General features: G+C 41.4%; 17 protein-coding genes. 6 read left to right on the plus strand and 11 right to left on the minus strand.

Annotated features, from left to right (window positions below; translation table 11 throughout):
- The first annotated feature begins 302 nt into the window (after positions 1 to 302).
- Together QM818_RS00865 and QM818_RS00870 are read left to right on the plus strand one after the other, a co-directional pair.
- Positions 303 to 1,787 carry an AcpB/EbpR/MafR family transcriptional regulator gene (locus tag QM818_RS00865; RefSeq protein ID WP_414299831.1) on the plus strand — a complete coding sequence of 495 codons (1,485 nt, stop codon included), beginning with the start codon at positions 303 to 305 and terminating at the stop codon, positions 1,785 to 1,787.
- A gap of 107 nt (positions 1,788 to 1,894) precedes the next feature.
- Positions 1,895 to 5,782, plus strand: a complete 3,888-nt coding sequence (locus QM818_RS00870; protein ID WP_414299793.1) for a pullulanase — start codon at positions 1,895 to 1,897, stop codon at positions 5,780 to 5,782.
- Positions 5,783 to 5,881: 99 nt separating this feature from the next.
- Here the strand turns inward: QM818_RS00870 and QM818_RS00875 are convergent, their stop codons facing one another.
- From QM818_RS00875 to ruvB, 9 genes are all read right to left on the minus strand, one after another.
- Positions 5,882 to 6,931 (minus strand): LLM class flavin-dependent oxidoreductase, encoded by a 1,050-nt coding sequence (locus QM818_RS00875; protein WP_261017504.1) that lies wholly within the window; start codon positions 6,929 to 6,931, stop codon positions 5,882 to 5,884.
- Between the two features lie 118 nt (positions 6,932 to 7,049).
- On the minus strand, positions 7,050 to 8,858 hold the full coding sequence (gene glmS / locus QM818_RS00880) for a glutamine--fructose-6-phosphate transaminase (isomerizing) (protein ID WP_084928779.1): 1,809 nt from the start codon (positions 8,856 to 8,858) through the stop codon (positions 7,050 to 7,052).
- 191 nt (positions 8,859 to 9,049) lie between these two features.
- Entirely contained in the window at positions 9,050 to 10,429 is a 1,380-nt protein-coding gene (gene bglA / locus QM818_RS00885) for a 6-phospho-beta-glucosidase (protein ID WP_084947823.1), read from the minus strand.
- A gap of 98 nt (positions 10,430 to 10,527) precedes the next feature.
- A complete protein-coding gene (locus tag QM818_RS00890) occupies positions 10,528 to 12,381 on the minus strand; it encodes a proline--tRNA ligase (RefSeq protein WP_414299794.1) in 1,854 nt (617 codons plus the stop codon).
- Positions 12,382 to 12,393: 12 nt separating this feature from the next.
- Positions 12,394 to 13,653, minus strand: a complete 1,260-nt coding sequence (rseP, locus tag QM818_RS00895) for an RIP metalloprotease RseP (protein WP_414299795.1) — start codon at positions 13,651 to 13,653, stop codon at positions 12,394 to 12,396.
- Between the two features lie 21 nt (positions 13,654 to 13,674).
- On the minus strand, positions 13,675 to 14,478 hold the full coding sequence (locus QM818_RS00900) for a phosphatidate cytidylyltransferase (protein WP_141230590.1): 804 nt from the start codon (positions 14,476 to 14,478) through the stop codon (positions 13,675 to 13,677).
- Positions 14,479 to 14,486: 8 nt separating this feature from the next.
- Positions 14,487 to 15,245 (minus strand): isoprenyl transferase, encoded by a 759-nt coding sequence (locus QM818_RS00905; RefSeq protein WP_000466720.1) that lies wholly within the window; start codon positions 15,243 to 15,245, stop codon positions 14,487 to 14,489.
- Between the two features lie 346 nt (positions 15,246 to 15,591).
- Entirely contained in the window at positions 15,592 to 16,164 is a 573-nt protein-coding gene (locus tag QM818_RS00910) for a nucleotidyltransferase family protein (RefSeq protein ID WP_414299796.1), read from the minus strand.
- Entirely contained in the window at positions 16,145 to 17,143 is a 999-nt protein-coding gene (ruvB, locus tag QM818_RS00915; protein WP_414299797.1) for a Holliday junction branch migration DNA helicase RuvB, read from the minus strand. The genes QM818_RS00910 and ruvB overlap by 20 nt, the downstream gene beginning before the upstream one ends.
- A gap of 133 nt (positions 17,144 to 17,276) precedes the next feature.
- Between ruvB and QM818_RS00920 the strand changes: the two genes are divergently transcribed.
- A complete protein-coding gene (locus tag QM818_RS00920; RefSeq protein ID WP_004255195.1) occupies positions 17,277 to 17,369 on the plus strand; it encodes a type I toxin-antitoxin system Fst family toxin in 93 nt (30 codons plus the stop codon).
- 765 nt (positions 17,370 to 18,134) lie between these two features.
- Here the strand turns inward: QM818_RS00920 and QM818_RS00925 are convergent.
- Together QM818_RS00925 and leuS are read right to left on the minus strand one after the other, a co-directional pair.
- Positions 18,135 to 18,830 carry a GNAT family N-acetyltransferase gene (locus tag QM818_RS00925; RefSeq protein ID WP_414299798.1) on the minus strand — a complete coding sequence of 232 codons (696 nt, stop codon included), beginning with the start codon at positions 18,828 to 18,830 and terminating at the stop codon, positions 18,135 to 18,137.
- Positions 18,831 to 18,939: 109 nt separating this feature from the next.
- Entirely contained in the window at positions 18,940 to 21,441 is a 2,502-nt protein-coding gene (gene leuS / locus QM818_RS00930) for a leucine--tRNA ligase (RefSeq protein ID WP_261080973.1), read from the minus strand.
- A 469-nt stretch (positions 21,442 to 21,910) separates the two neighbouring features.
- Between leuS and QM818_RS00935 the strand changes: the two genes are divergently transcribed.
- Genes QM818_RS00935 through QM818_RS00945 form a run of 3 tightly spaced genes read left to right on the plus strand, consistent with a single transcriptional unit; the run spans position 21,911 to position 25,703 of the window.
- Positions 21,911 to 22,951, plus strand: a complete 1,041-nt coding sequence (locus QM818_RS00935) for an ABC transporter substrate-binding protein (RefSeq protein ID WP_414299799.1) — start codon at positions 21,911 to 21,913, stop codon at positions 22,949 to 22,951.
- A 12-nt stretch (positions 22,952 to 22,963) separates the two neighbouring features.
- Positions 22,964 to 24,055, plus strand: coding sequence for an ABC transporter ATP-binding protein (locus QM818_RS00940; RefSeq protein WP_414299294.1), 1,092 nt, complete (start codon positions 22,964 to 22,966; stop codon positions 24,053 to 24,055).
- Entirely contained in the window at positions 24,045 to 25,703 is a 1,659-nt protein-coding gene (locus tag QM818_RS00945) for an ABC transporter permease (protein ID WP_000440018.1), read from the plus strand. Before QM818_RS00940 ends, QM818_RS00945 begins: the two co-directional genes overlap by 11 nt.
- Positions 25,704 to 25,756 lie beyond the last annotated feature (53 nt).

The following is a 25,756-nucleotide window of genomic DNA, read 5'->3' on the forward strand; positions in this document are numbered from 1 at the left end:
ATGAAATCAAGCATTAGTAAAACCAGTGGAACTTACCCTGACACGGATTTCCACTGGTTTTTAGGATTTTTATCAGACTAACTTCCACTTCTACTAGCGGTGGAACTTAGTTTGCGAATTTACCAAATCTTTTCCTATAAAAAAATTAAATTCAACGATCGCTTTGCAAACTTCATTTTCAGTTTAGTAGTTCACAAAAATATGGTAAATTAAGATTTTCCTATTTTATCCTAGGTTGTTTTTCTTGACTTTACCAGGCCTTTATTTTAATATATATGTATAAATATATAGGGAGGTTTATGATGAATATCTTGCTGTCTAAAACTGAACAAGACTTGCTATTCTTACTGGAAGAATTAACCAAACACCATGATTGGATAGAAATTCCAGTCTTGGCTGAGAAGCTGAATTTTTCAATCGAAGAATTGCAAGAACACCTTTTTAAGCTCGAGCAATTGTTTCCTAACCTCCTGCTTCAATCAAGAAAAAAAGGCATTCAATTGCAGTTTGAAGTCCAAAACACCTTGAATCCCAGGATTGCGATTTTTAAACAATCTGAAACCTATTCTTTTTTGAACCAGTTGTTTTTCAATGAGGGACAATCACTCGTGCAAATGTGTCAAGAACTTGTGATGAGTTGCGAACGAGTTCAGGAAATCATCCAACATCTAAATACTAAACTTCCACAACATTATGGCATCAGTATCCAACTTTCCCCTTTAGTCATGGAGGGAGAAGAAGAGGGCATTCGTGCCTTTTATCTAGACTACTTTAGCCAAAGTTACGACTTTCTTGATTGGCCCTTCCCTTCTATTTCTGAAGAATCACTCACTCACTTGATTCAGCTATTTTTGGACGCCCAACAAGTTTCACCCAACCTCAGTAGCTTACGGCAAATCAAATATACACTAGCTATCAATCTAGAGCGTTTTAACAAGAATCATTTCATTGAAAATCCTAGTCCGCTCTTAACCAGTCATTACAGCTCCCTCATGCAGATTCCCCAGTTTAAACAAGATATCAAAAAGCTAGCTAAAAAGCTCCATTTTGAAGCTACAAAGGAAACACTGAAACAGCTATTTTCAAACCCAGTAAAGTCTCCTCAAATCACAAACAATCCTAGCAATGGAGTACTGGGTGATATTCAACATATCCAAAAATCTTACCGTTTATTGAGCAAAATCCTAGAAGAACTAGCTAAAGAATTTCACCTACAGATTGAAAATCGCGAAGAATTGATTTGGCTCATCCACTACACTGCCCAATCTGATTTCTTCCATTTACTCAGTAACCAGTCTCTCGACAGACAGAAATCCCAAATTTTAAGCAGTTATCAAGTAGAATTTCCAAAACTATTTGAAGTAAGTCAACACAAATTCCAATCTTATTTGACTGAGATGGGACTGGAAAATCACCCCATTAAATTACAAGAACTTATCTACACCTTTTCTATCCAAGGGCAACGAATTTTAGTCCAACTGCTTCAAAAACTTCCCAAAATACGTGTTTTAGTCATTAGTCATCTGGATAGTCATCACGCACAAAACCTCATCGAGACCCTTGCTCACTACGGCAATAATCTCTATCTCTTTGATTCTTGGGAAGAATCTAGTATTTCATTCTCAATTCTCAATCAAATTCCTCACGATATTGTTATCACTACCTTTCCTGTCACCAACTCTTCTAAACCAATTATCTATAATCACAACTTCTCTACTTCAGAATTATTCCACCATCTTCACCTTCTGGCTTCTCAAATTCATAAAGAAAGACTGGCTGAATCGTAACAAAATTTGTTGCGATTTTTTCTTTTATTTTAATTTTAGGAAAACGCTTGCGTCTTATTTTACTAAGTGCTATACTGATATAGAAATTTATTGATTGGAGAATCATTATGAGAAAAACACCATCTCACACTGAGAAAAAAATGGTTTACAGCATCCGTTCCCTCAAAAATGGAACTGGTTCTGTCCTTATCGGCGCAAGCCTTGTTCTGCTTGCCATGGCTACACCAACTATCTCAGCCAACGAAAATACTACAACCACTAACGCAAGTAATAGTGAAACTACTACTTCCCTTGCCCAACCTCTTACTGATACATCAACGAGCACTGGTAAGAAAGAAAGTGATATTTCTTCACTTGAAAATGCAAACGCTTCCCTAGAGAAAAAAGAAGAACAACCTGCAACAGAGCCAACCACTCCTGCTGCAAGCCCTACTGATTCAGCACCACAAACCGGACAAGATCGTTCAAGCGAGCCGACTACTTCTACTACAACTGAAACTAAGGCAGAAGAGCCAATCGAAGACAATTACTTCCGTATCCACGTCAAAAAACTTCCTGAAGAAAACAAGGATAGTCAAGGACTATGGACTTGGGATGATGTTGAAAAACCTTCTGAAAACTGGCCTAACGGAGCTTTGTCCTTCAAGGATGCCAAAAAAGATGACTACGGCTACTACCTAGATGTCAAATTAAAGGGAGAACAAGCCAAAAAAATTAGCTTCCTCATCAATAATACAGCTGGAAAAAATCTAACCGGCGATAAATCGGTAGAAAAACTAGCACCAAAGATGAATGAGGCTTGGTTGGACCAAGATCACAAGGTTTTCTCTTACGAGCCACAACCTGCAGGAACTATTCGCGTCAACTACTACCGTACAGATGGCAACTATGACAAGAAATCTCTCTGGTACTGGGGAGATGTGAAAAATCCAAGTAGTGGTGAATGGCCTAACGGAACAGACTTTACGGCTACAGGCAAATATGGTCGCTATATCGATATTCCACTCAAAGATGCAGCTAAAGATCTTGGATTTTTATTACTAGACAGAAAGAAACAAGGAGACGATGTGAAAATCCGTAAAGAAGATTATAAGTTCACAGATTTGAAAAATCATAGCCAAATTTTCCTAAAAGATGATGACGAAACCATCTACACCAACCCCTACTATGTGCACGATATCCGCATGACAGGAGCTCAACACGTAGGAACTTCTAGCATTGAGAGTAGTTTTTCAACACTTGTCGGTGCTAAAAAAGAAGATATCCTCAAACACTCCAACATCACTAATCATCTAGGAAACAAAGTAACTATCACTGATGTTGCAATCGATGAAGCTGGTAAGAAAGTGACCTACAGCGGAGATTTCTCTGACACAAAGCATCCTTATACCGTTAGCTACAACTCTGACAAATTCACTACCAAAACAAGCTGGCGCCTTAAAGATGAGACTTACAGCTATGATGGCAAACTTGGAGCTGACTTAAAAGAAGAAGGAAAACAAGTTGATTTGACCCTTTGGTCACCAAGTGCTGATAAGGTTTCTGTTGTTGTCTACGACAAGAATGACCCTGAAAAAGTGGTTGGAACTGTCGCTCTTGAAAAAGGGGAAAGAGGAACTTGGAAACAAACTCTAGATAGCACAAACAAACTAGGAATTACAGATTTCACTGGATACTATTATCAATACCAAATCGAGCGTCAAGGTAAAACTGTTCTTGCACTCGATCCTTACGCTAAGTCCCTCGCTGCTTGGAATAGTGACGATGCCAAGATTGACGATGCCCATAAAGTGGCTAAAGCCGCCTTTGTAGATCCAGCCAAACTAGGACCTCAAGACTTGACTTATGGTAAGATTCACAACTTCAAGACTCGTGAAGATGCCGTTATCTACGAAGCTCATGTGCGTGACTTCACTTCAGATCCTGCCATCGCAAAAGACTTGACCAAACCATTTGGGACTTTTGAAGCCTTTATTGAAAAACTAGACTATCTCAAAGACTTGGGTGTAACCCACATCCAGCTCCTTCCAGTCTTGTCTTACTACTTTGTCAATGAATTGAAAAACCATGAACGCTTGTCTGACTATGCTTCAAGCAACAGCAACTACAACTGGGGATATGACCCTCAAAACTACTTCTCATTGACTGGTATGTATTCAAGCGATCCTAAGAATCCAGAAAAACGAATCGCAGAGTTTAAAAACCTCATCAATGAGATCCACAAACGTGGCATGGGAGCTATCCTGGACGTAGTTTACAACCATACAGCCAAAGTCGATATCTTTGAAGATTTAGAACCAAATTACTACCACTTTATGGATGCTGATGGGACACCTCGCACTAGCTTTGGTGGTGGACGTTTGGGAACAACTCACCATATGACCAAACGGCTCCTAGTTGACTCTATCAAATATCTAGTTGATACCTACAAAGTAGATGGCTTCCGTTTCGATATGATGGGAGACCATGATGCAGCTTCTATCGAAGAAGCATACAAGGCTGCACGCGCCCTCAATCCACACTTAATCATGCTTGGTGAAGGTTGGAGAACCTATGCCGGTGATGAAAACATGCCTACTAAAGCTGCTGACCAAGATTGGATGAAACATACCGATACAGTCGCTGTCTTTTCAGATGACATTCGTAACAACCTCAAGTCTGGTTATCCAAACGAAGGTCAACCTGCCTTTATCACAGGTGGCAAGCGTGATATCAACACCATCTTCAAAAATATCATTGCTCAACCAACCAACTTTGAAGCTGACAGCCCTGGAGATGTCATCCAATACATCGCAGCCCATGATAACTTGACCCTCTTTGATATCATCGCCCAATCTATCAAAAAAGACCCAAGCAAGGCTGAGAACTATGCTGAAATCCACCGTCGTTTGCGACTTGGAAACCTCATGGTCTTGACAGCTCAAGGAACTCCGTTTATCCACTCCGGTCAGGAATATGGTCGCACTAAACAATTCCGTGACCCAGCCTACAAGACTCCAGTAGCAGAGGATAAGGTTCCAAACAAATCTCACTTGTTGCGTGATAAGGACGGCAATCCATTTGACTATCCTTACTTCATCCATGACTCTTACGATTCTAGCGATGCTGTCAACAAATTTGACTGGACTAAGGCTACAGATGGAAAAGCATATCCTGAAAATGTCAAGAGTCGTGACTATATGAAAGGTTTGATTGCCCTTCGTCAATCTACAGATGCCTTCCGACTCAAGAGTCTCCAAGATATCAAAGACCGTGTCCACCTCATCACTGTTCCAGGCCAAAATGGTGTGGCAAAAGAGGACGTGGTAATTGGCTACCAAATTACTGCTCCAAACGGTGATATCTACGCAGTCTTTGTCAATGCTGACGAAAAAGCCCGCGAATTTAATTTGGGAACCGCCTTTGCCCACCTCAGAAATGCTGAAGTTTTGGCAGATGAAAACCAAGCAGGACCAGTAGGAATTGCCAACCCGAAAGGACTCGAATGGACTGAAAAAGGCTTGAAATTAAGTGCCCTTACAGCTACTGTTCTTCGAGTCTCTCAAGGCGGTGCCATCGTTGCCCCAGCTGTGGAGGATAAACCAGAATTTGACCTTTCTAGCTTAAAACAAGAACAAGGGCAATATAATATCCAAGACAATATGTCAAACCGAGTAGTCAAACCCGAACAGCAAGATCCAGCTCCACAAACTAAAGCTGACTCTACTAAACCAGATGCCAAAGTAGCTGATGCGGAAAATAAACCTAGCCAAGCTACAACCGATTCACAAGCTGAACAACCAACACAAGAAGCACAGCCATCATCTGTGAAAGAAGCGGTTCAAAACGAATCGGTAGAAAACTCTAGCAAGGATAATACACCTGCACCCCTAGCTAAACAAGCTGAACTTCCAAATACAGGAACCAAAAACGATCACAAACTCCTGTTTGCAGGAATTAGTCTCCTCGCCCTTCTAGGTCTCGGGTTCTTGCTAAAAAACAAAAAAGAGAACTAAACTAGCCCTCCTATAGAACAATCCCCCAAGCATTATAGCTCGGGGGATTAATTTTTGTACAATATTTGTTGTCCTAATAAACCTGATTAGGATTTTTTATTAAGCCTCTTTCATGGCAAAATAAGCCCGTACTTTGGGTACAACTTGTGTACCGAAGAGTTCAATAGCTCTCAGGACTTGTTCATGAGGCATGGAGCCAAGCGGTAGGTGCAACATAAAGCGATCCAAACCTAAGTCTTCAATCATGCGAATCAATTTTTCGGCCACCTGATCTGAATTGCCCACAAACATAGCACCATTTGGCCCAACTTGCTCCAAATATTGCTCATAACGCAATTCCTGCCAGTGCGGACGGTCTTTGGAAATAGCATCCACCACTTGCTTAGTCGGATGGAAATAATCTTTTACAGCCTGCTCACCATCTTCAGCAATCCAACCCCAAGAATGAGCTCCAACCTTTAGTTCCTGACTGGCATAACCCGCTTCGCTTCCAATCTCACGATAAGCCTGAATCAACTTTTTAAAATAACGCGGATTGCCACCAATAATAGCATAAACAATCGGTAGACCAGCCTGAGCAATCTTCACAGTTGATTCGACATGACCACCTGTCGCTATCCACAAGGGCAATTTGTCCTGAACTGGACGAGGATAAACTTCTTTGCCAGAGATTGTTTGGGTCAATCGACCTTGCCAATCTAGTTTTATCTTTTCATTGACTAATTGAAGCAAGTCTAATTTCTCATCAAAAAGGGCTTCGTAGTCTTTCAAATCATATCCAAACAAGGGAAAAGATTCCGTGAAAGAACCCCTTCCAGCCATAATCTCCGCACGTCCATTTGACAAAGCATCAATAGTGGCATACTGTTGGAACAAGCGAATCGGATCCATACTTGAGAGAATGCTGACTGCACTGGTCAAACGGATTTTCTTTGTATTGACTGCCCCAGCTGCCAGAACAATCTCTGGAGCAGATATCGCAAAATCCGCTCGATGGTGCTCACCAATCCCATACACATCCAAACCAACCTTGTCAGCCAGTTCAATCTCTGCCACCAACTGGCGAATACGTTCGGCATGACTGTAAGTCTGTCCAGTTCCTTCAAGCTCCGTTGTTTCCCCAAATGTTGAAATTCCCAATTCTACCATTGTGATTCTCCCTGTCTACCTCTGTCCTTCAATTTGGAAAATTATTCTAACACGAATCTTGAGTACAAGCAACCAATTTGCTCACAAGAAAAAGCCTAGATAACTAGACTTTTTTAGCTTATTCTACCGTTACTGACTTAGCAAGGTTACGTGGTTTGTCCACATCAAGTCCACGGTGAAGGGTTGCAAAGTAGGCGACCAATTGCGTTGGCACAACCATTGAGATTGGTGAGAGGTAAGGGTGGACGGTCGTAAGAACGATGTCGTCTGTCTCTTTAGCAACATTTTCTTCTGCGATAGTGAGGACTTTGGCACCACGGGCTGCGACCTCTTGGATATTTCCACGAGTATGGTTGGCAAGAACTGGATCTGACAAGAGGGCCAAAACAGGCGTTCCATCTTCAATAAGAGCAATAGTTCCGTGCTTGAGTTCTCCTGCCGCAAAGCCTTCACACTGGATATAAGAAATCTCTTTGAGTTTAAGGCTTGCTTCCATAGCTACGTAGTAATCTTGACCACGCCCAATATAAAAGGCATTGCGAGTTGTTTCAAGAAGCTCACGAACCTTGGCTTCAATGGTTTCTTTCTCTGAAAGAGTTGATTCGATAGACTGAGCTACGATTGACAACTCATGAACTAAATCAAAGTCTTGCGCTTTAGCATTGCCGTTCGCTTCTCCAACTGCTTTTGCAAGGAAGGCAAGGGCTGCAATTTGTGCTGTATAAGCCTTTGTTGATGCTACGGCAATTTCAGGACCTGCATGAAGGAGCATGGTATGATTGGCTTCACGTGAAAGAGTTGAACCTGGTACGTTTGTCACTGTCAAGCTTGGGATTCCCATTTCATTAGCCTTGACCAAAACCTGACGGCTATCCGCCGTTTCACCAGACTGACTGATAAAGATGAAGAGTGGTTTCTTGCTGAGAAGTGGCATACCGTAACCCCACTCAGATGAAATTCCAAGTTCAACTGGTGTATCTGTCAATTCTTCCAACATTTTCTTAGAAGCAAATCCTGCGTGGTAAGATGTCCCAGCTGCAAGGATGTAGATACGGTCTGCATCTTGAACAGACTTAATGATAGCTGGGTCTACTACTACTTGACCAGCCTCATCTGTGTAGGCTTGGATGAGTTTACGCATAACAGTTGGTTGCTCGTCAATTTCCTTAAGCATGTAGTAAGGGTAAGTTCCTTTACCGATATCTGACAAGTCTAGCTCAGCAGTGTAGCTAGCACGCTCACGACTATTACCATCATAGTCTTGAACTTCCACGCTATCAGCCTTGACGATTACCAACTCTTGGTCATGAATTTCCATGTATTGGTTGGTCTCACGAATCATAGCCATCGCATCTGAGCAGACCATGTTATAGCCTTCTCCAAGACCAATCAAAAGTGGTGATTTATTTTTAGCTACGTAGATGACTTCAGGATCTTGTGAGTCAACCAAGGCAAAAGCATAAGAACCACGGATGATGTGAAGAGCTTTTTTGAAGGCTTCAAGAACAGAGAGACCTTCTTCTTCCGCAAATTTTCCAATCAAGTGAACAGCGATTTCAGTATCTGTTTGCCCCTTAAAGTGGTGACCTGCAAGGTATTCTTCCTTGATTTCAAGGTAGTTCTCAATGACCCCATTGTGCACCAAAACAAAACGTTCAGTCTCAGAGCGATGTGGGTGAGCATTGTCTTCCGTTGGTTTTCCGTGAGTAGCCCAACGAGTATGTCCGATACCCGTTGTCCCCTCAACACCAGCTGTCTTAGCAGACAATTCTGCGATACGACCAACAGCCTTCACCAAGTGGTTTTCAGCACCACCTAGGACAAAAATCCCCGCAGAATCATAGCCACGGTATTCGAGCTTTTCAAGCCCTTGAATCAAAATATCAGTTGCATTTGTGTTTCCAACAACACCAACAATTCCACACATAGTATATACGACACAGACCAGCTGTGCTTTCTCCTTAAAATTGGTATAGTCTAATTCCTCTTTTATAGAATCAGCAAAAACAGTATATACTTGTTTCTTTCACTTGTCAAGAGTAAAAATTGGTATAGTTCAAATTACGCTCCTGTTAGCAAAAGACTCTGACCAATTAGGATAATCAGTCAGAGTCCTTTTTAAAATCCATTATTATCGCTTAATTCCTTGAACCAGTGCCCTGATTTCTTCAGACGACGTTCTTGCGTTTCCAAGTCTAATTCGACCAAGCCATAGCGATTTTTATAGCTATTGAGCCATGACCAGCAATCGATAAAGGTCCAAATCAAGTAGCCCTTACAATTGGCTCCGTCTTCAATGGCACGGTGAAGTTCGCGAAGATGACCTTTTACAAAGTCAATACGGTAATCATCTTGAATCATTCCATTCTCACGGAATTTTTCTTCCCCTTCAACACCCATACCATTCTCTGTCAACATCCACTCGATATTACCATAATTTTCCTTGATATTTTGGGCAATGTCATAAATCCCTTGCTCATAAATCTCCCAGCCACGATGAGGATTGATTTTACGTCCAGGCATCACATAAGGCTCGTAAAAATGTTCTGGTAAGAGAGGACTCTCTGGATGCTTCGCAAATCGAGGAGCCATAACACGCAAAGGTTGATAGTAGTTGACACCAAGGAAGTCCACAGTATTGTCACGAATGATATCCAACTCCTCCTCTGTAGCATCAGGCAAGAGACCGTATTCATGTAAGATTTCTACCAACTCCTGTGGATAAGTCCCCAAAACAGACGGATCTAAGAAAGATTGGGCCTGAAAAAGGTCCGCAATATTAGCAGCCTTGACATCAGCAGGATGCTGGCTACGTGGATAAGCCGGTGTCAAGTTTAAGACAATCCCAATCTTGGAATCTGGCAAAAGTTCATGACAAGCCTTAACCGCCCGACTGCTGGCCAATTGTGTATGATAAGCTACTTTAACGGCTGCCTCTGCATCCACCTTATGTGGATAATGGGCATCGTAAAAATAGCCAAATTCTACTGGAACTATTGGCTCGTTAAAGGTAATCCATTGATCCACTAAATCTCCATAAATCTCAAAACAAAAACGAGCATAGTCTTCATAGGCTGAAACAGTCGCCTTATTTTCCCAACCATCACCATCCTCTTGAAGGGCAAAAGGCAAATCAAAATGATAAAGATTGACTAAAAGACGAATCCCCTTAGCCTTAATAGCCTCAAAAACCTTACGATAGAAATCCACACCTTGAGCATTGACTTTTCCACGCCCTTGTGGAAAAATCCGTGACCACTGAATAGAAGTCCGAAAGGCCGTATGACCAGTCTCTAACAGTAGCTCAATATCCTTTTCCCAGTTTTCATAAAAGGTTGATGTTTTATCTGGACCAATCCCATTATAGTAACGATTTGGCTCCACTTGGTACCAATAATCCCAGAGATTATCTCCCTTACCGTCACCAGCTACACGTCCTTCTGTTTGTGGTCCAGAAGTAGAGGATCCCCAGACAAAATCCTTTGGAAATCTTAGCATACATTTACCTCTTTATCTAGTCATTTTTCCCATTATACAGAAAAAACAAGGTAAAAACTAGTTACATTTTTTCCTTGTTTTTCTTCTGATTATAGTTTTTATTTCTTGCTGAGGATTTCAAGCGTTTCGAGCAAGTTATCTGCATGAACTTCGATGGTGTCACCAGTCGCTTTAATCTTAACTTCTACGATGCCATCGGCTGCTTTCTTCCCAACAGTGATACGGATTGGCAATCCAATCAAGTCGCTGTCGCTAAATTTGACTCCGACACGTTCGTTACGGTCGTCTGTCAAGACTTCGTAACCTGTTCCCATCAAGCTTGCTTCAAGCTTTTCTGTCAAGGCTTGCGCTTCTTCATCCTTGACATTGACAGTAATCAAGTGAACATCAAATGGTGCCAATTCTTTAGGGAAATTGATTCCCCAAGCGTAACGGTATTCACCTTTTGGCGTTTTGTTAACAAAGAGGCGAGCGTGTTGCTCCATCACTGCTGAAAGGAGACGGCTAACACCGATACCGTAACATCCCATGATAATTGGTACAGCACGGCCATTTTCATCCAAAACATCTGCTCCCATGCTTGCTGAATAGCGAGTGCCGAGTTTAAAGATATGACCAATTTCGATACCACGCGCAAAGTTAAGGACTCCTTGCCCGTCTGGGGAAATTTCACCCTCACGAACTTCACGGATATCCACATATTCTGCAGTAAAATCACGACCTGGATTCACACCAGTCAAGTGGTAGCCATCTTCGTTAGCACCGACAACTGCATTGCGAACATCTTGCACCTTACGATCTGCAATAATTTTAACATTCTCTGGCAAACCAACTGGTCCAAGTGAACCAAATCCTGCTTGAACAAGATTCGCCACTTCTTCTTCACTTGCAACGTCAAAGAAATCTGCTCCCAAGTGGTTTTTCAACTTAACTTCATTGAGTTGGTCATTTCCAACTAGAAGGGCTGCAACAAGCTCACCATCTGCCATGTAGAAGAGGGTTTTAATTGTTTGTTCTTCTGGAACATTGAGGAAGGCTGCAACTTCATCGATTGATTTAACATCTGGCGTTGCAACACGGGTCACTTCTTCTTCAGCGACAACACGGTTGCTTGGTTTGTACTCGTTTGTTGCCATTTCCAAGTTGGCCGCATAGCTAGACTCACTTGAGTAAGCAATGGTATCTTCACCAGAAACCATCCATTTAAGCAATTCTGCCTTGATTTCTTCTTGCACTTCTGCAGGAATTTCATCAAATGAGGTAACTGACTTGTCCAAAACAACCCATCGGTCAAGGTCTGTACGAGCAGGTGTAATGGCCATAAATTCTTGGCTGTCCTTACCACCCATGGCTCCACCGTCACCGATGATAGCCTTGAAATCTAAACCACTACGAGTGAAAATACGCTCATAAGCAGCCTTGTACTCATCGTAAACACTGTCCAAGCTATCATAGTTAGCGTGGAAACTGTAAGCATCTTTCATGATAAACTCACGTGTACGGAGTAGTCCATTACGTGGGCGTTTTTCATCACGATACTTAGGCTGGATTTGATAAAGGTTAAGCGGCAATTGCTTGTAAGACTTAACAGAATCACGGACAATAGCTGTAAAGGTTTCTTCGTGAGTTGGACCTAGGATAAAGTCTGATTTTTCACGGTTTTTTAGTTTGTAAAGGTCTTCACCATAAGTTTCATAACGACCTGATTCGCGCCACAATTCTGCACTAAGAAGGGCAGGAGCCAACATCTCAACGGCACCAATCTTGTCGAATTCTTGGCGCATGATGTTTTTAGCTTTTTCAATCACACGGTTAGCAAGTGGTAGGTAAGAATAAACGCCTGCTGAAACTTGGCGAACATAACCAGCTCGCAACATAAGAGCGTGGCTGATAACTTGAGCATCGCTTGGCATTTCGCGAAGCGTTGGGATAGGCATTTTACTTTGTTTCATAATATTCCTCGATTATCTAAAAAAGAGTCGCATGATGTCATTCCAGGTCACAGCAATCATCAAGACAACCATGATGACCACTCCGGCCAAGGTGACATAGGTTTCAATTTCTTGTTTCAATGGTTTGCGGCGAATGGCTTCTAGGATATTGAGCACAATCTTACCACCATCCAGGGCTGGAATCGGAATAAGATTAAAAATCCCAATATTGATGGAAAGTATTGCCAAGAAGTACAAGACATTCTCAATTCCATTTTTAGCAGCATCACTACTTGCCTTAAAGATGGCAACAGGTCCACCTAGCTTGTTCAAATCCGGTTGGAAAATCAAATTTTTCAGTTCTGACAGGATTCGGAGGGCCGAGTCAGCAGCAGTTGTAAAACCACCTACAAACATGGATAGAAAATCTGACTTAATCCCCGGTTGAACACCTAGAAGGTAACGGCCTTGACTTTCTTCTGGAGTAATAGTGACTTGTTTGTCACTCCCCTTTTCAGAAATAGTCACATCCAAGGTCGGGGCCGTCTTATCTTTGGTTTCTGTTTCCACAGCCTGAATCAAACTTTCCCAGTTGCTAACCTCATGTGAGCCAATCTTGGTAATTTGTGCCGTTTCTGGTACTCCTACCTTAGCCAAAGCCCCTTGAGGCATAATATGGAACTGGTTGGTATCGACATCTCTGACACCACCCTGCATAAAGATTAAAATCCAGAAAACAACGACACCTAAGATAAAGTTGTTCATAGGACCTGCAAAGTTAGTAATCAGTTTCCCCCAGATAGTCGCATTTTGATATTGCACATCCAAAGGAGCAATTCGAACCTCAGTTCCATCTGCTTCCACAACCGTTGCATCGTGATCTACTGCAAATGTTTTTTCTTCTTCCAGAACCAAGCCCTTGATAAAGAGCTTGTCTTCAAAGTCAAACTGGGTCACCTGCATAGGGAGGGCCGTTTGATCTAATTTTTTACCTGATAGATTGATGCGTTTAACCTTACCATCATCAGTAAGAGTCAAACTGACAGGAGTTCCTGTCTTAATTTCAGTTGTATCATCACCCCAACCGGCCATGCGAACGTAGCCTCCCAGAGGCAAGATTCGAATAGTATAGGCCGTTCCATCCTTGCCAATATGAGCAAAGATCTTGGGTCCCATGCCAATGGCAAATTCACGCACTAGAATCCCTGATTTCTTGGCAAAGTAGAAGTGTCCGAACTCGTGCACCACTACAATAATCCCAAAAACCAGAATAAAGGTTAAAATTCCGAGCATAGTATTTCCTCCGTCTTTTGATTAAAAGAGTCCAAATAAGTGCATAATTGGAAATACAAGTAGCATACTATCAAAGCGATCCAAAACACCACCATGTCCAGGAATAAATTTCCCAGAATCCTTGACACCAAAGTGACGCTTAATCGAACTTTCTAGTAAATCACCAAATTGTCCAGCAATGCTAAAGAAAATAGCAAAGACTGACATCTTGTAAATTCCATACGGAAGAGCAACTGTCCTATCAAACATCATAAAGATGATGGTTACTAAAATAGCACCTAAAATACCACCCAAGGCACCCTCAAAGGTTTTATTTGGAGAAACTGTCGGAGCTAATTTTCGTTTACCATAGTTCATTCCTATAAGATAGGCACCACTGTCTGTCGCCCAGACGATACATAAGGCTAATAGTGCCTTGTCTAACCCTGCAATTCTAGCATCTAATAGAGCATTAAAACCAAAGCCCACGTAGAAACTCATAGCAAGCGGGAAAACAGCATCCTCAATCGTATAAGACTTGCTAAAAACAGTCGTTCCTAACATGATTGAAATCAATACACTATAAGCAACCACATTCCCATCAACTGGCAAAAAAGTCAGGTAATTCTCCAAGGGAATGGTCAAAGCAAAGGTTGCAAAGAGGGTCAAGAGGCCCTCCATCGTCATGGTCTCTAGACCTCTCATCTTCAAAAGTTCATGCATGGCTAGCATGGCTATGATTCCAATTGCTATCTGAAGCAAGAGTCCCCCAATCATTAAAATTGGTAGGAAAATAGCCAGGGCAATCCCTGCAAACAAGGTTCTTTTCTGTAAATCCTGTGTCATATTTCCTCCTAAACTCCTCCAAATCGGCGATGACGACGATTGTAGGCAAGAATAGCTTCCTGCAAGGCCACCTCGTCAAAATCAGGCCACAAGGTATCCGTAAAATAGAGCTCACTGTAGGCTCCCTGCCATGGAAGGAAATTGCTCAAACGCAATTCTCCACTAGTACGGATAATCAAGTCTGGATCTCGTAAGTCCTTAGGTAAATGCTGGGTAAAAAGATAATTACCAATCAATTCCTCTGTGATGTCGCCTGGGTTGATTTTGGCATCTAACACATCCTGGGAAATCAATTTAAGAGCTTGTGTAATCTCAGCACGTCCACCATAGTTGAGGGCAAAATTAAGAATCAAACCGGTGTTGTTCTTAGTCAATTCCTCAGCCTTAGTCAGAGCTTCAAAGGTTTGCTTAGGTAGGCGGTCCGTTTCCCCAATCATTTGAATCTTAACATTATTGGCATGCAATTCCGGGACATAATTGTCATAAAACTCTACTGGCAAGTTCATGATAAACTTGACTTCCTGATCTGGACGGGTCCAATTTTCCGTAGAAAAAGCATAGACCGTAATCACCTTAACGCCTAGTTTGTTGGCTGCCTTGGTCACAGTTTGCAATGCTTCCATGCCCGCCTTATGTCCGAAGACTCGCGGTTGCATACGTTTCTTAGCCCAACGACCATTCCCATCCATGATGATGCCGATATGAGCAGGAACCTGTGTCGGAACCTCTACTTCCACAGCCTTATCTTTCTTAAAAAATCCAAACATGATCTTATTCCTATTCAAAAATCTATCGTTTCATTATACCATATTTCCCTATTTTCTTCTATCACTAAGCTATTTATACTCTTCGAAAATCAAATTCAAACCACGTCAGCTCTATCTACAACCTCAAAACAGTGTTTTGAGCAACCTGTGGTTAGCTTCCTAGTTTGCGCTTTGATCTTCATTGAGTATTATTCTCAGGCACAAAGCCCATTTTTCAAAAAAATAAGCCGCCTGATTGGGCGACTCTATTTTTTATAGGGAGATTATTATGAAAAAGTTTTAGGAGTTTAAGTTAAGGTCTTCTTAACTTATGAACTTAGTATACACTTCCTAGCTTAAAGTTTCCTTAAGTATTTTTAAAAATCAAATTTTTCCATTTCTCCTGCCAATTTTTCTTAGATAGCCGTATTTGATAGAGTTCCATTCTATCTTCATTCTCTAAAAAATGAGGAGTTGGGCGAACTTGAAAATTCAAAATATCCTCTAGTCCATAAGGAGTAAATAATTCTAAAGCGGAGTCTTCATGCAAGCGAAGCCCAACCGCCGTACACCGTTCTGGATACTTACTCATAGCATCACGAGAGCTGGTATAGGGCGCAGTATGAGGACTGTGCTGGTGCATATAGACCTGATTTTTCAATTCCCACTGGTACTGAGGAAAATCCGCTCTCAACTTGTTCTCTATAGCCAGCGTTTCTTCATAACTCACATCTTGGTCAAAGAAAATCACATCTACATCTGTTTCACAGTCAAAAGGTGGTCTGTCTGACAAGAGATTCCAGATGAAATTTCGTACCGAACCTGCTGCCAACCACGAGTCTTTTAAACCAAGGTCTCGGATGATCGTCAGAATGGTCATCATATCCGGATTTTCTCTAAAAGCATCTAGAATTTCTTGCTCATTTTTCATTGTATTCATACCCTAAATGTTCATATGCCTTGGTCGTTGCCACCCGTCCAGAACGTGTTCGCATGATAAAACCTTTTTGAATCAAGTAAGGCTCATACATGTCTTCCACCGTCTCACGCTCCTCAGCAATATTAACAGAAAGTGTTCCTAGTCCGACAGGACCGCCACCATACATCTCAATCATGGTGCGAAGGATTTTCTGGTCCACATAGTCCAAGCCTTCATGATCAACATCCAGCATGGTTAAGGCCTTATCCGTAATCACATCATCGATAACCCCGTTCCCCATAATCTGGGCAAAATCGCGCACGCGCTTGAGGAGACGATTGGCAATACGAGGAGTCCCACGACTACGTAAGGCTAACTCAGATGCTGCCTCATGAGTAATTTCCATCTCAAAAATATCTGCCGTCCGCTCGACAATTTCTGTCAAATCAGCATGGGCATAGTATTCCATATGACCTGTAATCCCAAAACGTGCCCGTAGCGGATTTGAGAGCATACCAGCCCGAGTCGTCGCACCAATCAAGGTAAAAGGTGGCAACTCCAAATGAACACTGCGACTGCCTTCACCAGCCCCAATCATGATATCAATGTAGAAGTCCTCCATGGCACTATAAAGCACCTCTTCCACTGACATTGGCAAACGATGAATCTCATCAATAAAGAGAACATCCCCAGGCTCTAAGTCATTCAAAATCGCTACCAAATCACCGGCTTTTTCAATGACTGGACCCGAAGTCTGCTTGAGATTGACACCTAGTTCGTTGGCAATAACAAAAGCCATGGTCGTTTTTCCCAAGCCTGGAGGGCCAAATAAAAGCACATGATCCAGCGCTTCATCCCGCATTTTGGCAGCTTCTATAAAGATTTGAAGCTGGTCCTTGACCTTATCCTGCCCAATATATTCACGTAAATACTGAGGACGGAGCGTGCGTTCTACTAACTCCTCGTCCCCCATTATCTCATTATCTAAAATTCTACTCATGGCTCTATTATATCAAAAAACCAAGCCACAAACAAAAAAGCCACCTGATTGGGTGACTCCAGAGTTTAGCACCTATGTGGTATAACATTCTACGGCACTGCTACACCGCCTACGAAAGGAGGTGAGATAGCCCATGATGGGATTAGTACTCAAAACTATCATCGGACCAATTGTGGTCGGTGTCGTTCTTCGCTTAGTCGATAAATGGCTAAACAAGGATAAATAGTGTCAAAAAAGACCCCTAGCTTATTTGGTCGTGAGCTTGGGGCCATTTCTAGCCTATGATATAGAACTAGTACTCAATTCCTTTTTATTATCCCATAGTTCACAAAATTTTTCAAAGGTTTATATTCGTGGCTTTTCAAGCTTTAACCGCTGTACAACAATATGATGACTCACTCCTTGAAAACCAAGAGCATTATTACAGTAGTTCTAGTCCTTCAATTAACAGTCACTTAAATTCAAAGTAAGGTTGAAGTAGCTGAAGCGACAACAGAACTATTTATTAGTCATATTCGCTAAAAAAAGTCCCCACCAATTCCCCGACCAAAATCCGAAAAATATCGGAAAATGATTTTTAGAATAGTCCCCAAAATCCTGAAATAGAGCCAAAAAACTCCACCTGATTGGGTGGAGTTAAGGGAGATTATTATGAAAAAGAAAAGTTTAGGATTTTATTAAATAAAGTTAGGAGGTCTTTATTTAATAACTATATGATACAAGACAAAGCTTAAAACTAGCTTAACTTTTCTCAAATTTTACTATTTTGCAAAAAAAATCTATCACCATCACCTATCCACGAAAAAAGCCACCTGATTGGGTGGCTTCATTAGGAGATTATGATGAAAAAAGTTTTAGGATTTCATTAAATAAAGTTAGGAGGTCTTTATTTAATGACTATATGATACTAGACCAGCCTTAAACTTTGCTTAAGAAAAACAAGTTTTATTATTTTTCTCGATTCATCCAAGTCATTCCTATATAACACCTCTTAGAGTTCTCTCAAGCTCTTGTACTGCTGTCCATTTTTGTCAAAATTTTCAGGACGCAACCATGTTTCCAAACGAGATTTTACTTTGGGCCAGTTCTTATCAATCATAGACAACCAATCCGTATCCCTCGTACGCCCCTTATAAACCACTGCCTGACGGAAGGTTCCTTCATAAATAAAGCCCAAACGTTCCGCTGCTCGTCTGGATGGCAGATTAAGAGAATCACATTTCCACTCATAGCGACGATAGTTAAGCTCTTCAAAGACATAGCGCGCCAGTAGATACTGGGCTTCTGTCCCTATCCGTGTCCCCCTGAGTTTTGGAGAAAAAGTGACAGCTCCCACTTCTATTACTCGGTTATTCTGGTCAATACGCATGAGAGAAAAAGTTCCCAAAGCCTTACCAGTTGCCTTGTCTATGATTGCATAGTAAAAACGGTCCTTACGAGCCAACATCTGATTTAAAAGGCTAACCAGCTCCTCCATATCTGCCACTGGTTCCTGAAAGAGGTAGGTCCACATCTCCCGAGGCGTATCAGGGCCATAAACAGCTAATAAATCCTTCGCATGCTTTTCCACCGAAAGAGCCTCTATCCGAGCATAACGCCCCTCTAAAAAATCAATAGCAGGCAATTCACCAGGTGTATAACCTTCCATTGACTCACCTATCATCTGACCAAATTCATTTACTGGCATAGTATTCTCCTTATTTCGCTTTTCAAACTTTATAGTTGCACATAGTATATCATACTTTCATAAGAAGATTCAAAAAATCCTCCAGATTCTACTCTGAAGGATTCATTTCTTATTTCACAACAATGTTAACCAATTTATTCGGTACCGCAATCACTTTCACGATTTCCTTACCGTCAATTTCTGCTTTGACTTTTTCATCAGCTAGAGCAATTTCTTGCAATTCTTCGCGTGATAGATCTTTAGCAACCATGAGTTTAGCACGCACTTTTCCTTTGATTTGGACAACGATTTCGATTTCGTCTTCAACCAATTTGCTTTCGTCCCATGTTGGCCAAGCCACGTAAGAGATTGACTCACCTGTTGCCGCAACTGTTTGCCAGAGCTCTTCTGCCAAATGAGGTGCAAATGGGGCAATCAACTGAACGAAGCCTTTGGCGTAGTCTACATAAAGTTTGTCTTCCTTGTTGGCAGCGTTGACAAAGACCATAAGTTGGGCAATAGCTGTGTTGAATTTCAATGATTCGATTTGTTCTGTGACAGCTTTAACGGTTTCGTTGTAAACCTTGTCGAGAGAGCCATTGTTTTCTGCAACAATTTCCTTGCTTGTAATCAAACGGTAAACACGGTCAAGGAACTTACGGCTTCCTTCCAGACCTTCTTCTGACCAAGCAATCGAAGCATCAAGTGGTCCCATAAACATTTCATAAACACGAAGGGTGTCGGCACCGTATTGTTCCACTACGTCGTCTGGGTTAACAACGTTCTTGAGCGATTTAGACATCTTGGCTGGTGCTTGCTCCAACTCTTCCCCCGTTTCTACATGGAAGAAAGAACCGTCACGTTTTTCAACCTTGTCAGTTGCCACAAGAGCCCCACGGTGGTCACGATAGCTTGTTCCCAAAATCATTCCTTGGTTAAAGAGTTTTTGGAATGGTTCTTTCGTCGGAACAACACCGAGGTCATAGAGGAATTTGTGCCAGAAACGAGCGTAGAGCAAGTGAAGAACAGCATGCTCTGCCCCACCCACGTAGATATCTACTGGCAACCATTGTTTGAGAAGATCCTCATCAGCCAATTTCTCAGTATTGTGTGGGTCAATATAACGGAGGTAGTACCAGCTTGAACCTGCCCATTGTGGCATGGTATTGGTTTCACGACGACCTTTAACACCATCTTCACGAGTCACTTCAAGCCAATCTGTCAAGTTAGCTAGTGGACTTTCCCCTGTACCTGAAGGGCGGATGTCCTTGGTTACTGGCAAGACAAGTGGCAATTCACTTTCAGGAACAGCTGTTGAAGTTCCATCTTCCCAATGAATGATTGGGATTGGCTCACCCCAGTAACGTTGACGGCTAAAGAGCCAGTCGCGGAGACGGTAGGTAACCTTCTCTTGTCCACAGCCTTTTTCTTCCAAACAAGCCACAATCTTAGCAATAGCGTCTTCTTTGTTGAGTCCATCTAGAAAGTCTGAATTAACGTGAAGGCCATCTTCTGTGTAGGCAGCTTCTTCAACCTTTCCACCTTCAAGTACTTCGACGATTGGAAGGTCAAATTGTTTGGCAAATTCCCAGTCACGTTGATCGTGGGCAGGCACAGCCATGACAGCACCTGTTCCATAACTAGCAAGAACGTAATCCGCAATCCAGATTGGTATTTCCTTACCATTGACAGGGTTGATGGCATAAGCACCAGTCCAAACCCCTGTTTTTTCCTTAGCAAGGTCTGTACGAGCCAAGTCAGACTTGAGGCTAGCTTGGTGTTTGTAGTCTGCTACTGCTTCTGCTTGCTCTGTACTTGTGATGGCATCTACTAATTCATGTTCAGGAGCCAGAACGGTGAAAGTCGCACCGAAAAGGGTGTCCGGACGAGTAGTAAAGACTGTAAATTCCTTTTCTGCTCCTTTTACTTTGAAAGTTACATTAGCACCAGTTGATTTCCCAATCCAGTTGCGTTGCATGTCCTTGATAGACTCTGGCCAATCAAGTTCATCTAAGTCATTAAGCAAGCGCTCCGCATAGGCCGTGATTTTGAGCATCCATTGGCGCATTGGTTTACGGACAACTGGATAGCCTCCACGCTCAGAAGTTCCATCAGGAAGAACCTCTTCATTAGCAATAGCTGTTCCCAATTCCTCAACCCAGTTTACTGGTACTTCCGCTTCATAGGCCAAACCTTTTTCGTAAAGCTTAGTGAAAATCCATTGCGTCCACTTGTAGTAGTTTGGATCTGTTGTATTGACTTCACGATCCCAGTCATAAGAAAATCCAAGCGCATTGATTTGGCGTTTGAAGTTAGCAATGTTTTCAGCTGTAAATTCTGCTGGGTCATTACCAGTATCCATAGCATATTGCTCTGCAGGCAAACCAAAAGCATCCCAACCCATTGGGTGAAGGACATTGTAGCCTTGCGCACGTTTGTAACGGCTTAGGATATCTGTCGCTGTATAGCCTTCTGGGTGTCCTACGTGCAGACCCGCTCCAGATGGATAAGGGAACATATCAAGAGCATAAAACTTCGGTTTTGATGCATCTGTCCCTGTCTTAAATGTATGATGTTCTGCCCAGTAGCCCTGCCACTTAGGCTCAATTTCTTTATGATTGTAAAAACTCATGGTCTCTCTCCAATTTTGTGATGTTACTATTATACCATTTTTGAGGGAATTTGAAAGACGAGAAATGTTCTTTTAGACTTGGATAGCAAGAAAGACCGAATCCCAAATCCAGCTTATACTCAATGAAAATCAAAGAGCAAACTAGAAAGCTAGCCGCAGGTTGCTCAAAGCACTGCTTTGAGGTTGTAGATAAGACTGACAAAGTCTGTCACATATATAATCCAAGGCGAAGCTGACGTAGTTTGAAGGGATTTTCAAAGAGTATTATTTAGCAGTATAAAAAATTAACTATCACTTGAAATTAACTTATATCGATTATTTATCTCTTTCATCTTTTTCCCCTAGCGTCTTTGACTCATGTTCCCCGTTTTAGATTTCTTTAAGGTTTTTATTATATCCTGTAGGACTCTACAATTTAAAAACATTAATAATCTAGGTAGAGAAAATGTTCGTAAAAAAGGAGATTCTTATGAAAAAACTACTATTCTTTCTCTCTTGTGGATGGATATTTCTTACTTTGTCAGGATGTTCTTCAACAACAGAAACGGAAACTAACACTGAAACAGATTCGGATAATGCTTTGGTTATCTACTCGCCTAACCCTGAAGACCTTATCGAAGAGACAATACCTGCCTTCGAAGAAAAATATGGTATTAAGGTTGATTTAGTACAAGCCAGCACGGGTGAATTGTTCAAAAAAGCTGAAGCTGAAAAAGAATCCCCAGTAGCCGATGTCATTTTCGGAGGCTCCTACGCTCTCTTCTCTTCTAACGAAAAACTTTTTGAACCTTATACTTCCCAAGAAAACGACCAGATAATCCCTGAATATCAAAATAAAACAGGATTCTACACACCTTATACATTGGATGTCAGTGTTATCATTGCCAATTCAGCTCTTACAAAAGATATTAAAATTGAAGGCTACAATGATCTACTCAATCCTAAATTAAAAGGAAAAATCGCTACTGCTGATCCTAGTAATGCTTCTAGCGCCTTTGCACAACTAACAAATATGCTTGTAGACCAAGGTGGATACGAAAATGAACAAGCTTGGAACTATGTAAAAAATCTATTTACCCTAGTAGATGGAAAGATTGCATCTAGCTCTTCAAATGTTTACAAAGCTGTCGCCGATGGGGAAATGGCTGTTGGACTTACCTATGAAGACCCTGCCTTAAAACTCTTAAATGATGGAGTTGATGTAAAAGTCATTTATCCAAAAGAAGGAACCGTCTTTTTACCTGGTAACGCGGCCATCGTCAAAAACGCCAAACACATGGAAAACGCTAAGAAATTTATCGATTTCCTCCTTTCTCAAGAAATCCAAGATAAGCTAGGAACTGAAACAACAATCAGACCCATTCGTAAAAATGCTAAAACCAATAAAAATATGAAGGCTATGACAGAAATCAAGATTGCCACCGAAGATTCAGATTATGTCATTAAAAATAAATCCACTATTCTTAAAAAGTACAATGACATTTTTACAGATATCCAATCTAAACAGTAAAAGGGGTTCACTATGAGTGAGATCAAAATTATTAACGCCAAAAAAATCTACCACGACGTCCCTGTTATTGAAAACTTGAATGTCACTATTCCCAAAGGAAGCCTCTTTACCATCCTTGGGCCTTCAGGGTGTGGGAAAACGACCCTTCTTCGTATGATTGCAGGTTTCAACAGTATCGAAGGTGGAGAATTTTACTTCGATGATACAAAAATCAATAATATGGAACCCAGCAAACGCAATATCGGGATGGTTTTCCAAAACTACGCTATTTTCCCACATTTGACTGTCCGAGATAATGTTGCTTTTGGTCTCAAGCAAAAGAAGGTTCCAAAAGAAGAATTGATTCAACAAACCAATAAATATCTTGAACTCATGCAAATTGTTCAATATGCGGATCGAAAGCCCGATAAACTCAGTGGTGGACAACAACAACGTGTCGCTTTGGCACGTGCCTTAGCGGTTAATCCAAGTGTTCTCCTCATGGACGAGCCACTTAGTAATCTAGATGCCAAACTTCGCTTGGATATGCGTCAAGCCATTCGAGAAATCCAACACGAAGTGGGAATTACAACCGTTTATGTGACCCACGACCAAGAAGAAGCTATGGCTATTTCAGATCAAATTGCTGTTATGAAAGACGGAGTCATCCAACAAATCGGTCGACCAAAAGAACTCTATCATAAACCAGCTAATGAGTTTGTAGCAACCTTTATCGGACGCACAAATATTATCCCTGCCAATCTCGAAAAACGGAGCGACGGCGCTTATATCGTCTTTTCAGATGGCTATGCTCTTCGAATGCCAGCTCTTGATCAGGCTGAGGAGCAAGCCATTCATGTAAGTATTCGTCCTGAAGAGTTTATCAAAGATGAATCTGGAGATATTGAAGGAATTATTAGCGATAGCGTCTATCTTGGACTGAATACTGAATACTTCATCGAAACAGGATTTGCCTCAAAAATTCAGGTTAGCGAAGAATCAACTTTTGAAGAAGATCTACAAAAAGGCGATCGTATTCGTCTACGAATCAATACTCAAAAATTAAATGTCTTTTCTGCAAATGGTTCACAAAACCTGATAAAAGGAGTCAACCATGGAACGTAAAAAACTAAATATTTGGACAGCCTCCTCTTTCTTCATCTTTCTTACTTATCTTGTCTTTCTCGTTTATCCTATCGTTACCGTGCTCAAGCAAGCACTCATACATGAAGGACAATTCTCACTAGCTAATTTTGTCACTTTCTTTAGTAAAGCTTACTACTCTGAGACACTTGTCAACAGTTTCAAGGTCTCCATTACCGCTACTGTCACTTCCTTAGTCGTAGGAACCCTATTAGCTTATCTCTTCTCTATGTATGACTTCAAGGGAAAGAAATTTCTACAAATATTGATTATCATTGCTTCTATGTCAGCTCCTTTCGTGGGAGCCTACTCCTGGATTCTCTTGCTGGGACGAAATGGGGTCATCACAAAATTCATGACAAATACTCTTCATCTTCCAGCTATTGATATTTATGGATTCAAAGGAATTGTACTTGTCTTTACACTGCAACTATTCCCACTGGTATTTCTATACGTTGCTGGGACAATGAAAAGTATTGACAATTCTCTACTTGAAGCCGCTGAAAGCATGGGGTCCTTCGGATTTAAGCGTATCGTAACGGTTGTTTTACCTCTCCTAGTTCCAACCTTACTAGCTGCTGCCCTGCTTGTGTTTATGAGAGCATTCTCAGATTTTGGAACGCCTATGTTGATTGGTGAAGGATATCGGACTTTCCCCGTCTTGATTTATACCCAATTCATTAGCGAGGTTGGAGGAAATTCTGCTTTTGCATCTGCTTTAGCAATTATGGCGATTATCATTGCCTTGGCAATCTTCCTTATCCAAAAATACATCTCAAACCGCTACAGTTTCAGCATGAATTCGCTCCATCCAATTGAGCCTAAAAAAACTACAAAAGGAAAAATGGCTGCCATTTATGCAACAGTCTACGGAATTATCTTGTTCTCTGTTCTACCTCAAGTCTACTTGATTTATACTTCTTTCCTAAAAACATCAGGTATGGTATTTGTCAAAGGTTATTCTCTAAACAGTTACAAGGTAGCTTTCAATCGTATGGGATCTGCTATTTTCAATACTATTCGTATCCCTTTGATTGCCTTAGTTCTAGTTGTCCTATTCGCAACATTTATCTCCTACCTAGCCGTTAGAAAACGGAATTTGTTTACAAACTTAATTGACAGCCTCAGTATGGTCCCTTATATTGTACCCGGAACTGTTCTAGGTATTGCCTTCATTTCTTCCTTCAATACCGGTCTATTTGGAAGTGGATTTCTTATGATTACAGGAACTGCTTTCATCTTGATTATGTCTCTATCTGTCAGAAGATTACCGTATACTATTCGCTCATCTGTTGCTAGCTTGCAACAAATAGCACCAAGTATTGAAGAAGCTGCTGAAAGCTTAGGAAGTAGCCGTCTCAATACCTTTGCCAAGATTACAACTCCAATGATGCTATCTGGTATTATTTCTGGAGCTATCCTATCTTGGGTTACAATGATTTCAGAACTCTCTACTTCTATCCTCCTCTACAATGTCAAAACAAGAACAATGACTGTAGCCATTTATACAGAGGTTCTCAGAGGGAATTACGGTGTAGCCGCAGCCTTATCAACTATCCTGACTGTTCTAACAGTAGGTTCCTTGCTCTTGTTTATGAAAATCTCTAAAAGCAATAGCATTACACTTTAGTTTTCCCCATCAAAAACAGCCGAAAGGATTACTTCGGCTGTTTTTTCTTATTT

The sequence above is a fragment of the Streptococcus mitis genome (assembly GCF_047464035.1).
Taxonomy (GTDB): Bacteria; Bacillota; Bacilli; order Lactobacillales; family Streptococcaceae; genus Streptococcus; species Streptococcus mitis_DX.

Coding starts and splice junctions, on each gene's coding strand:
- QM818_RS00865 (WP_414299831.1), top strand. CDS start 303: ATGAATATCTTGCTGTCTAAAACTGAACAAGACTTGCTATTCTTACTG.
- QM818_RS00870 (WP_414299793.1), top strand. CDS start 1,895: ATGAGAAAAACACCATCTCACACTGAGAAAAAAATGGTTTACAGCATC.
- QM818_RS00875 (WP_261017504.1), bottom strand. CDS start 6,931: ATGGTAGAATTGGGAATTTCAACATTTGGGGAAACAACGGAGCTTGAA.
- glmS (WP_084928779.1), bottom strand. CDS start 8,858: ATGTGTGGAATTGTTGGTGTTGTTGGAAACACAAATGCAACTGATATT.
- bglA (WP_084947823.1), bottom strand. CDS start 10,429: ATGCTAAGATTTCCAAAGGATTTTGTCTGGGGATCCTCTACTTCTGGA.
- QM818_RS00890 (WP_414299794.1), bottom strand. CDS start 12,381: ATGAAACAAAGTAAAATGCCTATCCCAACGCTTCGCGAAATGCCAAGC.
- rseP (WP_414299795.1), bottom strand. CDS start 13,653: ATGCTCGGAATTTTAACCTTTATTCTGGTTTTTGGGATTATTGTAGTG.
- QM818_RS00900 (WP_141230590.1), bottom strand. CDS start 14,478: ATGACACAGGATTTACAGAAAAGAACCTTGTTTGCAGGGATTGCCCTG.
- QM818_RS00905 (WP_000466720.1), bottom strand. CDS start 15,245: ATGTTTGGATTTTTTAAGAAAGATAAGGCTGTGGAAGTAGAGGTTCCG.
- QM818_RS00910 (WP_414299796.1), bottom strand. CDS start 16,164: ATGAATACAATGAAAAATGAGCAAGAAATTCTAGATGCTTTTAGAGAA.
- ruvB (WP_414299797.1), bottom strand. CDS start 17,143: ATGAGTAGAATTTTAGATAATGAGATAATGGGGGACGAGGAGTTAGTA.
- QM818_RS00920 (WP_004255195.1), top strand. CDS start 17,277: ATGATGGGATTAGTACTCAAAACTATCATCGGACCAATTGTGGTCGGT.
- QM818_RS00925 (WP_414299798.1), bottom strand. CDS start 18,830: ATGCCAGTAAATGAATTTGGTCAGATGATAGGTGAGTCAATGGAAGGT.
- leuS (WP_261080973.1), bottom strand. CDS start 21,441: ATGAGTTTTTACAATCATAAAGAAATTGAGCCTAAGTGGCAGGGCTAC.
- QM818_RS00935 (WP_414299799.1), top strand. CDS start 21,911: ATGAAAAAACTACTATTCTTTCTCTCTTGTGGATGGATATTTCTTACT.
- QM818_RS00940 (WP_414299294.1), top strand. CDS start 22,964: ATGAGTGAGATCAAAATTATTAACGCCAAAAAAATCTACCACGACGTC.
- QM818_RS00945 (WP_000440018.1), top strand. CDS start 24,045: ATGGAACGTAAAAAACTAAATATTTGGACAGCCTCCTCTTTCTTCATC.